We start from the raw sequence: 12,134 nt of genomic DNA, 5'->3' as shown, positions 1-12,134 counted from the left end.
TCTCAGTCGGGCGGATTGAGTCCGAACAGCCGGTCGACCAGCCGCTGGACGACCGGCACGACCACCAGCGACACCGGAAAGGCGGTGGCAAAGCCGATCGGCGCGCCTTGCGCAAATGCTCCCCAGAACTGGTCGGGGCCGACCCGCACCAGCGCGCCGACCGCCCCGATCAGCGTGGAAAATATCACGCCGTTGATTGCCGAGGCGACCAGCCGGTAGCGCAGCCGCGATCGGGTCTGGACGGTGGCGTGGGCGCGTTCGGCGGCGGTGGCGTGCGACATGGCCGGCAGAGCGGTCGATCGGTGGCCGTGGTTCCATGTCCGTCCCCGACGGGCGCGGCGCGACACGGCTCGTTTTCCCGCTGACAGCCGCGCCCCGCTATGTCACAAGCAATAATATTACGCGGGATTGAGTCGGCGACAGACCGGACGGGCCGCCATCGCAGGAGAGTGTATGCGGGTCATCGATCATGTGATCGCGGGCGATACGGCGGTATCGGGCGACGAGGGTGGACCCTTCGGCGCGGTGTTCGATCCCAATCGGGGCGAGGTGCAGGCGCATGTCCGGCTGGGCGCGGTCGCCGATGTCGAGCGCGCGGTCGCCGCCGCGCTTGCCGCGCAGCCGGCGTGGGGCGCGACCAACCCGCAGCGCCGGGCGCGCGTGCTGTTCCGCTTCAAGGAACTGGTCGAGGCGAACATGGATTCGCTCGCCGAACTGCTGTCGAGCGAGCATGGCAAGGTCATCGCCGATTCGAAGGGCGACATCCAGCGCGGGCTGGACGTCATCGAATTCGCCTGCGGCGTGCCGCATCTGTTGAAGGGCGATCATACGCAGGGCGCGGGGCCGGGCATCGACGTCTATTCGATGCGGTTGGCCGTAGGCATCGGCGCGGGGATCACGCCGTTTAATTTCCCGGCGATGATCCCGATGTGGATGTTCGGCGTCGCCATCGCGTGCGGCAACGCCTTCATCCTGAAACCCAGCGAGCGCGATCCGTCGGTGCCGGTGCGCCTCGCCGAACTGATGCGCGAGGCGGGCGCGCCCGAGGGCATCTTGCAGGTGGTCCATGGCGACAAGACCGTGGTCGATGCGATCCTCGATCATCCCGCGATCGGCGCGGTCAGCTTCGTCGGGTCGAGCGACATCGCGCATTATGTCTATCGGCGCGGCGTCGCGGCGGGCAAGCGGGTGCAGGCGATGGGCGGGGCCAAGAACCACGGCATCGTCATGCCCGACGCCGATCTCGATCAGGTCGTCGCCGATCTGGCGGGCGCGGCGTTCGGATCGGCGGGCGAGCGCTGCATGGCGCTGCCGGTGGTGGTGCCGGTGGGCGACAAGACCGCCGAGGCCTTACGCGAAAAACTGATCCCGGCGATCCACGCGCTGCGCGTCGGCGTGTCGACCGATCCCGAGGCGCATTACGGCCCGGTGGTGAACGCGGCGCACAAGGCGCGGGTCGAAAGCTGGATCGCCAAGGGGGTCGAGGAAGGCGCCGAGCTGGTCGTCGACGGGCGCGGGTTCCGCCTGCAAGGGCATGAGCGCGGCTTCTTCGTCGGGCCGACGCTATTCGATCATGTGACGCCCGCCATGTCGGCATACCGCGAGGAAATCTTCGGGCCGGTCCTGCAAATCGTCCGCGCGCCCGATTTCGAGAGCGCGGTGCGCCTGCCGAGCGAGCATCAATATGGCAACGGCGTCGCGATCTTCACCCGCAACGGCCATGCCGCGCGCGAGTTCGCCGCGCGGGTCAACGTCGGCATGGTCGGCATCAACGTGCCGATCCCGGTGCCGGTGGCCTATCACAGCTTCGGCGGGTGGAAGCGCAGTGCGTTCGGCGACATGAACCAGCACGGCGAAGAGGGCGTGCGCTTCTGGACCAGGGTCAAGACGATCACCCAGCGCTGGCCCGACGGATCGATGTCCGGCACCCAAGCCGAGGATGGCGCGGCGGCGCGGACGCAGGATGCGTTCGTCATCCCGACGATGGGGTGACGGCGGTGCGGGCGCTGGCGCTGACGACGGTTGCGACGATGATGGCGAGCGCCCCGGTAGCGGCAGGCGAATTGCGCGGGCCGGGGCGGTTCTGCGGCTATGCGCCGATCGTCGATCTGGTGGCGGGCGAACGCATCGTGACGCTGGAGGGCGGCATTCATGGCGGCACCTTCCGTTGGGAAGGGCCGTGGGGCGTGATGACCGTCGACGGCGTTGGCTGGGCATCGCGTCCCGGTGGGCGTGCGCTGCCGGCCCGGACGAGCGGCGGGGCGATCCGTTTCGCCGAACGGCGGGACAAGCGCGGGCATGTCGTCGCGATCTGGAACGGGCGGCGGGGCGCTGGCTATTTTCGCAGCGATAACCGCTTCACGCCGGGCCAGCTTGCTGCGATCGATCGGGTGCGGTTGTTTCAGGAGGGCGAGGAGCCTTCGGGCTGCGATCTGCGGACGGTTTTTTCGTGGGGAGACGTTGGATGACAGGGCGGTTGATCGGAATGCTGATGGCGGCGCTGCTGGCGGCGATGCCCGCCGCCGCGCAGAAGCGGATCGCGCTGACGTTCGACGATGCGCCGCGATCGGCCGGCGCGTTCCTGACGCTCGACCAGCGCACGGTGAAGCTGATCGCCGCGCTGCACCGCGCGGGCGTCACCCAGGCGGCGTTCTTCGTCAATCCGGGCAATCTGGCCGATGCGGCGGACGGCGTCGACGGGGTCGACCGGCTGACCGACTATGTCGCCGCCGGCCATGTGCTGGCCGATCATTCGTACAGCCATCCGGCCCTGAGCAAGCTGACGCCCGAGCAATATCTGGCGGACATCGACCGTGCCGAACGCTGGCTGAAAGGGCGCGAGGGCTATCGCGCGTGGTTCCGCTATCCGTTCCTCGACGAAGGCGGCGCGGACAAGGTCAAGCGCGACGCGGTGCGCGCGGGGCTGAAGGCGCGTGGGCTTGCCAACGGTTATGTCACGCTCGACGGATCGGACTGGCAGTTGGAGGGGATGACGATCGCCGCGAAGCAGGCAGGCCGGGCGATGGACATGGCCGCCTTGCGCACGCTCTACGTCGACATGATGATGCAGGGCGTCGAGACGCATTACGCCAATGCGCAGAAGGTGTTCGGCACGCGCCAGCCGATCCACGTCATGCTGATGCACGAAACCGATATTGCCGCGCTGTTCATCGAGGATTTCGTGAAGGCGTTGAAGGCGAAGGGTTGGACGATCGCGACGGCGGATGCCGCCTATGCCGATCCGCTGGGCAGGGTCGCGACCGATCCGGCCCATGCCAACGGCACGCTGACCGGGCAGATCGCGCAGACCCGCGGCATCGGCGGCCTTGCCAGCCCGCCGCTGGGCGACGCGAAGGCGGCACAGGCGGCGTTCGACACGCGCGTGCTGACGCGGCGGTGAGGCCGCGGACCGCCTCGGCATCGCCCTATGAGGCGGCGATCGGCTTTGCCCGCGCGGTGCGGGTGGGCGACCGCATCCTCGTGTCGGGCACCGCCCCGGTCGAGCCGGACGGCAGCAGCACGCCGGGCGATGCCGCCGCGCAGGCGACACGATGCTTCGCGATCATCGCGCAGGCGATCGGCGAGTTGGGCGGGCGGATCGACGATGTCGTCCGCACGCGGATGTATCTGACCGATCCGGCCGATGCCGGGGCGGTCGGGCAGGTGCATGGACGAATGATGGGCACCGCGCGGCCCGCCGCGACGATGCTGGTGGTGGCCGCGCTGCTCAGACCCGAATGGCGGGTCGAGATCGAGGCCGAAGCGATAGTGGAGAGTGAAGCGTGAACCCGTTCGACCTGACCGACGACCAGCGCGAGATCCAGGAACTGGCGCGCCGGTTCACCGCCGACGCGATCACCCCGCATGCCGCCGAATGGGACGAGCAGCACATCTTCCCGCGCGACACGATCAAGGCGGCGGCCGAGCTGGGCTTCGCCGCGATCTATGTGTCGGAGGAGTCGGGCGGGATCGGGCTTGGCCGGATGGAATCGGCGCTCATCATGGAGGCGATGGCCTATGGCTGTCCGTCGACCTCGGCGTTCATCTCGATCCACAACATGGCGGCGTGGATGCTCGACGCCTTCGGCTCGGCCGAATTGAAGGCGCGGTTCCTTCCCGACCTCGTTACGATGGACAGGCTGGCGAGCTATTGCCTGACCGAGCCGTCGTCGGGGTCGGATGCCGCCGCGCTCAAGACGAAGGCGGTGCGCGACGGCGACGACTATATCGTCACCGGCACCAAGCAGTTCATCTCGGGCGCGGGCGAGAACGAGGTGTATCTGGTGATGGTCCGCACCGGCGGGGAGGGGCCGAAGGGCATCTCGTGCCTGCTCATCGAAAAGGATATGCCCGGCGTGTCGTTCGGCGCGAACGAACGCAAGCTCGGCTGGCATTCGCAGCCGACCCGCGCGGTGATCCTCGATTCCGTGCGCGTTCCCGCCGCCCATCTGGTCGGTGCCGAGGGGCAGGGCTTTTCGATTGCGATGCAGGGGCTGGACGGCGGGCGGCTCAACATCGGGGCGTGTTCGCTCGGCGGGGCGCAGCGGTGTCTCGACGAGGCGGTGGCCTATACCAAGGCGCGCCAGCAGTTCGGCAAACCCGTCGCCGATTTCCAGAACACGCAGTTCACGCTGGCCGACATGGCGACCGAGCTGGAGGCGGCGCGCGCGCTGCTCTACACCGCCGCCGCGAAGGTGAGCGCGAACGCCCCCGACAAGACGCGCTTCGCCGCGATGGCGAAACGCTTCGCCACCGACACCGGATCGAAGGTGGTGGATCAGGCGCTGCAACTCCATGGCGGCTACGGTTATCTCATGGACTATCCGGTCGAGCGCTTCTGGCGCGACCTGCGCGTCCATTCGATCCTCGAAGGCACCAATCAGGTGATGCGGATGATCGTCGGACGGGATCTGGTCAAATGAGCGTTCGGGTGGAAATCGACGGCCGGGTCGGGCGTCTCCGGCTCGACCGGGCGGAGGCGTTGCATGCGCTGACGCATGGCATGTGCGACACGATGCTCGCCGCGCTGGAGGACTGGCGCGGCGATCCGGCGGTGGAGGCGGTGGCGATCGACCATGCCGAGGGGCGTGGGTTCTGCGCGGGTGGCGACATCCGCATGATCGCGGCGAGCAGCGCCGCCGACGGCGCAGAGGCGCGGGCGTTCTTCGCCGCCGAATATCGGCTGAACCACCGGCTGTTCACCTATGCCAAGCCGGTGATCGCGATCATGGACGGGATCGTGATGGGCGGCGGGGTCGGCATTTCGCAGCCGTGCAAATTGCGTGTCGCGACCGAGCGCAGCCGTTTCGCGATGCCTGAAACCGCGATCGGGCTGTTCCCCGATGTCGGCGGCGGCTGGTATCTCTCGCGCCTGCCCGGCCGGATCGGCCAGTATCTGGCGCTGACCGGCGCGCGGATCGACGGCGCGGAGATGCTCGCGCTGGGCCTCGCCACGCATTTCGTGGCGTCGGAGCGGGTGGCGGAGGCCACCGCCCGCATCGCTGCCGATCCGCAAGCTGCCGAGGCGATCCTGAGCGAATTGTCGGGCGAACCGGGCGAGGCGGCGATCCTGTCGCGCCAGGGCGAGATCGACCGGCTGTTCGCCAGCGACGATTTCGAGGAAATCCTGTCCGTGCTGGACGCCGATGGCGGGGAGTGGGCGGGCGAGCAACTCGGCATCCTGCGCCAGCGCGCGCCGCTGTCGTGCAAGGTGTCGCTGAAACTGCTGCTCGACGGCAGGGCGATGCCGACGTTCGAGGACGAGATGCGGCAGGAATATGCCGTCGCCACGCGCATCGTCCAGCGTCCCGACATCGTCGAGGGGGTGCGCGCGGTGATCGTCGACAAGGATCATGCGCCGCGCTGGGACCCGGCGACCCCGGAGGCGGTGAGCGATCACATGATCGACCGCATCTTCGCGCCGCTGGATGCCGCCGACGAATGGCAGCCGCGATGACTCACTTCGTCATTCCGGCGCAGGCCGGAATCCATTGTGTCGGGCGGCCGCGGCTCTATCGCCGGAGTCTCGCGTCCATGGATTCCGGCCTGCGCCGGAATGACGAATTGCACTGGAGCCACCATGTCTACGTATGAAACCATCCTTGTCGAGCGTCGGGGTGCCGTGACGCTGGTGACGCTCAACCGGCCGAAGGCGCTCAACGCGCTGAACGCACAGGTGCTGGCCGAACTGCTGGACGCGATGCGCGCGTTCGATGCCGACCCGGCGCAGGGCTGCGCGGTCGTCACTGGCTCTGCCAAGGCGTTCGCCGCCGGGGCCGACATCAAGGAGATGCAGGAAATGGACTTCGCCGCGATGTACGGCGGCGATCATTTCAGCGGCTGGGATGCGTTCACCCGCACCCGCAAGCCGATCATCGCTGCGGTCGCCGGCTTCGCGCTGGGCGGCGGCTGCGAGCTGGCGATGATGTGCGACTTCATCCTCGCCGCCGACAGCGCGAAGTTCGGCCAGCCCGAGATCAAGCTGGGCGTGACGCCGGGCATGGGCGGGTCGCAGCGCCTCGCGCGCGCGGTCGGCAAGGCGAAGGCGATGGAGATGTGTCTGACCGGGCGGATGATCGGTGCGGAAGAGGCCGAGCGCTGCGGTCTGGTCGCGCGGATCGTTCCCGCCGACGATCTGGTCGAGGAGGCGGTCAAGACCGCGCAGACCATCGCTGCCATGGCCCCCTTGGCGGTCAAGGCGAACAAGGAAATGGTCAACGCCGCGTTCGACACGACTCTGGCGCAGGGCGTGCAGTTCGAACGTCGCCTGTTCCACGGCCTGTTCGGCACGGCGGACCAGAAGGAAGGCATGGCCGCCTTCGTCGAGAAACGGCCGGGCAACTGGACCGGGCGGTAAGGATCGGGCTGGCACCGCCTTCCGCCGGGAGGCGGACAAAAACACGGGAGAGCAGCATGGCACGGATCGGCTTCATCGGCCTCGGCAACATGGGCGGGGGCATGGCCGCCAATCTGGCGAAGGCGGGGCATGACGTGCGCGCGTTCGATCTGTCGGCCGACGCATTGGCGCGCGCCAAGGCCGCCGGCTGCCTGCCCGCCGTGAGTGCGGTCGAGGCGGCGGCGGGGGCGCAGGCGGTCGTCACCATGTTGCCCGCCGGTGCCCATGTCGCCGAGGTCTATGGCGGCGGACTGTTCGAGGCGGTCGATACCGGCGCGGTGCTGATCGATTGCTCGACGATCGACGTCGATACCGCGAAATCCGTGGCGCAGGCGGCGCGCGCGAAGGGGCTGCACGCGGTCGATGCGCCGGTGTCGGGCGGGATCGCGGCGGCCAATGCCGGCGCGCTGACCTTCATGGTCGGCGGCAGCGAAGCGGCCTTCGCCAAGGCCGAGCCGTTCCTGTCCGACATGGGCAAGGCGGTGATCCACGCGGGCGACAGCGGTGCGGGACAGGCGGCCAAGATGTGCAACAACATGCTGCTCGGCGCATCGATGATCGCGACGTGCGAGGCGTTCGCGCTGGCCGAACGGCTGGGGCTGGACGCGCAGACCTTCTACGACATTTCTTCGGTCAGTTCGGGACAATGCTGGTCGATGACGAGCTATTGCCCGGTGGCGGGCGTCGGGCCGGAGACGCCGGCCGATCGCGGGTTTCAGGGCGGGTTCGCAGCGGCGCTGATGCTCAAGGACCTGCGCCTCGCGATGCAGGCCGCCGCCGGCGTCGGGGCGGATACGCCGATGGGCGCGCGGGCGGCCGAACTTTACGGCCGCTTCGTCGAGGACGGACAGGGCGCGACCGATTTTTCGGGGATCATCCAGACGCTGCGGTGATTCACAGGTCGTCACCCCGGATCCGTTCCGGGGTTCACCGTGCGGCTGACGGTGGTGCTTCCTGTCGAAAGGCTGCGCTCGCGGACAAGTGGACCCTGGAACAAGTCCGGGGTGACGATTTGGTGCGTGCGTCGTCCCAGCAAGGGACAGACGATGATCGCCCCTTGCCGCCCGCCACCGGCAACGCCCATGTCCGGGACGATCACTTATGCGACAGGAACCGTCCGATGCGCCGTCTGCTGCCCCTCGCCCTGCTTGCCGTCGCCGCGCCGCTGCCCGCGCAAACCCCGGCACCGTTCGTTATCGAGCAGACCGGACAGGGGTTCGCGACGATCGATGCGGCGGTCAGCGCGGTGCGCGACGGCACCGTCACCATCCTGATCGCGCCGGGCACCTACCGCGACTGCACGGTGCAGACCGGCGGCGACATCACCTATCGCGCGCGGACCCCCGGCAGCGTCATCTTCGACGGTGCGGCGTGCGAGGACAAGGCGACGTTCGTGCTGCGCGGCCGGCGATCGACGGTCGACGGCATCGTGTTCCGCCGCGTCCGCGTGCCCGACGGCAATGGCGCGGGCATCCGTACCGAGATCGGCGACCTGACCGTCGTCAACTCGACCTTCCTCGACAGTCAGGAGGGCATTCTGGGCGGCAATCCCGAAGGGCGGCAGCGGATCGTGATCGACCGGTCGACCTTCGCTGGTCTGGGCCAATGCGACGAATCGACCGACTGCGCGCATTCGGTCTATCTGTCGAACAACGGGTCGATCACCATCACCCGGTCGCGCTTCGAGCGCGGGACCGGCGGCCATTACGTGAAAATCCGCGCGCCGCGCATCGACATCACCGACAGCAGCTTCGACGACAGCCGGGGGGCCAAGACCAACTACATGATCGACCTGCCCGAAGGGGCGACCGGGCGGATCGCGGGCAACACCTTCGTCCAGGGCAAGGCGAAGGAGAACTGGACCGGCTTCATCGTCGTCGGCGCGGAGAAGCGGACCTTCCCGGCGACGGGCCTCCGCGTCGAGAACAATGTCGCGACGCTGGCACCGGGGGTGGACAAGAGCCCGGCGTTCGTCGCCGATTATACTGGCGACGGGGTGAACGTCGGCGTTAACCGGCTGGGGGCGGGGGTGCGCAAGTTCGAGACGCGGTAGGACCGAATTCGGCTGGAACGTCGGCAAAACTGCTCCCCTCCCTGATAAGGGAGGGGCCGGGGGTGGGTAGGCCCGAGAGGAAACGTAAGCGCTTCACAACTGGCCGACCCACCCCCAACCCCTCCCTTATCAGGGAGGGGAGCAGACTGGGACGGCATTTCGTTGGATGTCGGTCGGACCTCAACCCTACTCCCGCAGCAACGGCATCACGTCGGCCAGCGTCACGTCGTGCATCTGGTGCAGATACGCCTCATAATAGCCTTTGTGCGAGGCCCCGACGACCGCGAGCATCCGCGTGCCGGGAGTGCGGCCCAGCACGTCGCGCATGTTGGCGACCATGCGCAGGTTGCGTGTCTCCCAATAGCCGACATAGCCCCGCCCGAGCCCGGCGGGTGCGGCCAGCGCCGCACCGAAATCGGACCGATAGACCAGCGCGGGCGCGTCCGGTCCGTTCATCGAGCGATAGAGCGCCAGCACCCCGCCCGGCGTGCCGAGGTCGGCGGTCAGCCGTTCGTCGTTGGCACGGCGCTGGCGCGAGGCGGGATTGTCCCATGCCCGCACGACCGCGTCGTCCGTCGCCTTGCGCACCGCCGGATCGGGGTCGTCCTGCGTGTCGGCGGAGTGGTCGTCGACGCTCCACGTCCGCTCGAGCCCCAGGCGCGCGGCGAGGACGGCGGAAATCTGGCTGCTTTCGCCGCGCCGTCCGGCCAGTTCGGTCAACATCGCCACCAGCGGCGCGTCGAGGCCGTCGCCGGCGCGGCGTTCGGGCGGGGGCAGGCGTAGCCACTGGACCAGCGCCGAAAATCGCTCGCCCGCCGCCAGCCACACCGCCGCCAGCCGCCGGCGCTGCGCCGGGGTCGGTGCCTTGCCGAGCGCCGCGACCAACCGTTCGCCCTCGGCATTGGCGGCGGGCACGTCCAGCCCGGTCGCGGTGTTGGCGGGGGTGGGGTCGTAGCAATAGGTTTCGACCGTCTCGGCATAGCGGCTGGGATAGCGGCGCAGCGCGTCGCATTGCAGCCCCGAGAGATCCTCGGTCGCGATCGCGGTCGGCTTCCACGCCGCCAGCCGGTCGAGCAGGGGGCCAAGCACCGCCGGCTGGAAGCTTTTGGGCAGGTTGGCCAGATGCGTCGTGCCGAGCACCATGACGATATTGGGATTGGCGGTGCCGGTCCGTTTCAGCGTTTCGGGGCGGAAGGTCGGTCGATACCCCGATTCCTGCGCCGCGACGTCAGGGGCAAGCAACAGGGTCGCGCCGATCAGGGCGGCGGGCAGGAACGACGGCATGGATCAACCCCCAATGTGTATTGCCAATATAATACGCTATCGTGCCCGGCGATGGTACGCAAGCGTGCCTGGCATGGTGCTTTCCCCTCTCGACGTCCGTCGCATCCTCGCGCGATAGGGGGCCGTCGCAATCGTGCGGCATGTTTCCCCGAAAGTTCCGATGAAGATCTGGTTCAATCAGTCGTTTTCGCTTCGCAACGTCATTGCGAACATGGTCGCCGCCCGGCCGGGGCTGGACATCGCGGTCAGCACGATCGACGGTGACGCGCCGGTGCGCGACGTGGCGCCGGACTTCTGGGTCGAGCCGGCGCGCGGGGCGACCGATTATGTCGAATGGGCGCTCGCCACCGCGATCGATCGCGGCGTGACGCATCTGGTCGCCGGACGGGGGCGCACGGGCATCGCCGCGCAGCGCGAGCGGTTCGCGGCGGCGGGGATCGCGCTGCACGTCGCGGCCGATGCCGCCACGCTCGACCTGCTCGACGACAAGGCGGCGTTCACCGTGTCGCTGGGCGACGATCCGCATCGCTGCCCGTCGATCGCGGTAACGACCGCCGACGGCTTCGACGCGGCGGTGGCCACATTGACGCGAGGCGGCCGGGCGGCGTGCGTCAAGCCGGTGCGCGGCGTCTATGGCGCGGGATACTGGACGCTCGACGGGGCCACGCCGCTGGCGCATCTCGCCGATCCCGATGCCCGCCGGATCGCGCCCGCACTTTACGTCGACGCGCTGCGCCATGCCGAGGTGCAAGGGGAAACCTTCGCGCTGCTGGTGATGGAGCATCTGCCGGGGCTGGAGGCGTCGGTCGACATCGTCGCCGACCATGGCCGGGTGCTGCTGGCGGCGGTGCGCACCAAGCTCGATCCCAATCGCCAGCGGATCGAGACGCGCCATCCGCTGATCGCCCATGCGACGATGCTGGTCGCGCGCCATGCCCTGCACGGGGCGCTCAACGTCCAGTACAAGCAGGACGCCGGGGGCCAGTGGCGCATCCTCGAGATCAACAGCCGCGCGGCCGGCGGGGCGTCTTACGGTGATGCGGTGGGGATTCCGTTCTGCGCGACATGGATCGATGTCGTCACCGGCACCGCGCAGGCATTCGACGAAGCGATCGATGCGCAGGTTGTCGCGGTGGTCCATGCGACGCCGCGCGCACAGCAGAAAAGCGGGACTCCGTCAAACCCCCGCCAGTGAAATTTACCTGTCGTTCCGGCCGCTTTCGGGGGTTGCGGCCTGTCGCGCGCCGGTCATAATCCCCGCCCACAAGGGTCGCCGTGACGCGACGCAACGAGAGGAAGAAGCCGATGGTCAGTCTGCAGAAGGGTCAGAGCGTCCGTCTCGAGAAATCGGGTGGCGGCATGCTGACCCGCGTCGCGATGGGCCTCGGCTGGGACGTGCGCAAGGCCAAGGGGCTGCTCGGGCTGTTCGGCGGCGGCGGGGGCGGCGATGTCGATCTCGACGCCTCGTGCCTCGCCTTCGATGCGTCGGGCCGGCAGCTCGACGTGGTGTGGTTCCGCAAGCTGACCAGCGACGACGGCAGCATCGTCCATAGCGGCGACAACCGCACCGGTGCCGGCGATGGCGACGACGAGACGATCGCGGTCGATCTGACGCGCCTGCCCCCGGGCGTGCGGACGCTGATCTTCACCGTCAACAGCTTCACCGGCGACAGCTTCGACCGGATCGAGAACGCCTATTGCCGGCTGGTCGATGCGACCAACAGCAAGGAACTGGCGCGCTATGATCTCAGCGGGGCGGGGTCGCATACCGGACAGGTCATGGCCAAGCTGGTGCGCAGCGGCGACGGCTGGGAGATGAAGGCGCTGGGCGAGCGGACCTCGGGCCGGACGTTCCAGGAGATGATGGGCGCGATCACCGGCGCGCTGTGATTCCGACGATGA

13 protein-coding genes are annotated in these 12,134 nt (G+C 68.6%); 11 read left to right on the top strand and 2 right to left on the bottom strand.

Features of this window, described 5'->3' with window-relative positions:
• Positions 1 to 2: 2 nt before the first annotated feature.
• Positions 3 to 281 (bottom strand): DUF2798 domain-containing protein, encoded by a 279-nt coding sequence (locus tag LRA89_RS04990; protein ID WP_230769261.1) that lies wholly within the window; start codon positions 279 to 281, stop codon positions 3 to 5.
• 172 nt (positions 282 to 453) lie between these two features.
• Between LRA89_RS04990 and LRA89_RS04985 the strand changes: the two genes are divergently transcribed.
• From LRA89_RS04985 to LRA89_RS04945, 9 genes are all read left to right on the top strand, one after another.
• On the top strand, positions 454 to 1,992 hold the full coding sequence (locus tag LRA89_RS04985; RefSeq protein WP_230769260.1) for a CoA-acylating methylmalonate-semialdehyde dehydrogenase: 1,539 nt from the start codon (positions 454 to 456) through the stop codon (positions 1,990 to 1,992).
• A gap of 5 nt (positions 1,993 to 1,997) precedes the next feature.
• A complete protein-coding gene (locus LRA89_RS04980; protein ID WP_230769259.1) occupies positions 1,998 to 2,468 on the top strand; it encodes a hypothetical protein in 471 nt (156 codons plus the stop codon).
• Complete coding sequence (locus tag LRA89_RS04975; RefSeq protein WP_230769258.1) at positions 2,465 to 3,400, top strand: polysaccharide deacetylase family protein; 936 nt, start codon at positions 2,465 to 2,467, stop codon at positions 3,398 to 3,400. Before LRA89_RS04980 ends, LRA89_RS04975 begins: the two co-directional genes overlap by 4 nt.
• Positions 3,397 to 3,786: a RidA family protein gene (locus tag LRA89_RS04970; protein WP_230769257.1), complete on the top strand. Its 390-nt coding sequence runs from the start codon at positions 3,397 to 3,399 to the stop codon at positions 3,784 to 3,786. The genes LRA89_RS04975 and LRA89_RS04970 overlap by 4 nt, the downstream gene beginning before the upstream one ends.
• Complete coding sequence (locus LRA89_RS04965; RefSeq protein WP_230769256.1) at positions 3,783 to 4,922, top strand: acyl-CoA dehydrogenase family protein; 1,140 nt, start codon at positions 3,783 to 3,785, stop codon at positions 4,920 to 4,922. The genes LRA89_RS04970 and LRA89_RS04965 overlap by 4 nt, the downstream gene beginning before the upstream one ends.
• Entirely contained in the window at positions 4,919 to 5,956 is a 1,038-nt protein-coding gene (locus tag LRA89_RS04960) for an enoyl-CoA hydratase/isomerase family protein (protein WP_055762820.1), read from the top strand. The genes LRA89_RS04965 and LRA89_RS04960 overlap by 4 nt, the downstream gene beginning before the upstream one ends.
• Before the next feature lie 123 nt (positions 5,957 to 6,079).
• Positions 6,080 to 6,856, top strand: coding sequence for an enoyl-CoA hydratase (locus LRA89_RS04955; protein WP_230769255.1), 777 nt, complete (start codon positions 6,080 to 6,082; stop codon positions 6,854 to 6,856).
• 56 nt (positions 6,857 to 6,912) lie between these two features.
• On the top strand, positions 6,913 to 7,788 hold the full coding sequence (mmsB, locus tag LRA89_RS04950; protein ID WP_230769254.1) for a 3-hydroxyisobutyrate dehydrogenase: 876 nt from the start codon (positions 6,913 to 6,915) through the stop codon (positions 7,786 to 7,788).
• A 227-nt stretch (positions 7,789 to 8,015) separates the two neighbouring features.
• Positions 8,016 to 8,948 (top strand): right-handed parallel beta-helix repeat-containing protein, encoded by a 933-nt coding sequence (locus LRA89_RS04945; RefSeq protein ID WP_230769253.1) that lies wholly within the window; start codon positions 8,016 to 8,018, stop codon positions 8,946 to 8,948.
• Between the two features lie 186 nt (positions 8,949 to 9,134).
• Here the strand turns inward: LRA89_RS04945 and LRA89_RS04940 are convergent, their stop codons facing one another.
• Positions 9,135 to 10,232, bottom strand: a complete 1,098-nt coding sequence (locus LRA89_RS04940) for a DUF5694 domain-containing protein (RefSeq protein WP_230769252.1) — start codon at positions 10,230 to 10,232, stop codon at positions 9,135 to 9,137.
• Positions 10,233 to 10,392: 160 nt separating this feature from the next.
• Here LRA89_RS04940 and LRA89_RS04935 point away from each other — a divergent pair, with 160 nt between their 5' ends.
• Both LRA89_RS04935 and LRA89_RS04930 read left to right on the top strand, forming a co-directional pair.
• Positions 10,393 to 11,427, top strand: coding sequence for an ATP-grasp domain-containing protein (locus tag LRA89_RS04935; RefSeq protein WP_230769251.1), 1,035 nt, complete (start codon positions 10,393 to 10,395; stop codon positions 11,425 to 11,427).
• A gap of 110 nt (positions 11,428 to 11,537) precedes the next feature.
• A complete protein-coding gene (locus LRA89_RS04930; RefSeq protein ID WP_230769250.1) occupies positions 11,538 to 12,122 on the top strand; it encodes a TerD family protein in 585 nt (194 codons plus the stop codon).
• Positions 12,123 to 12,134: the final 12 nt, after the last annotated feature.

The organism is Sphingomonas sp. Leaf4, from assembly GCF_920939515.1.
Taxonomy (GTDB): Bacteria; Pseudomonadota; Alphaproteobacteria; order Sphingomonadales; family Sphingomonadaceae; genus Sphingomonas.
Note: the sequence above shows the minus strand (reverse complement) of the source record. Positions and strands in the feature narration are given on the sequence as shown.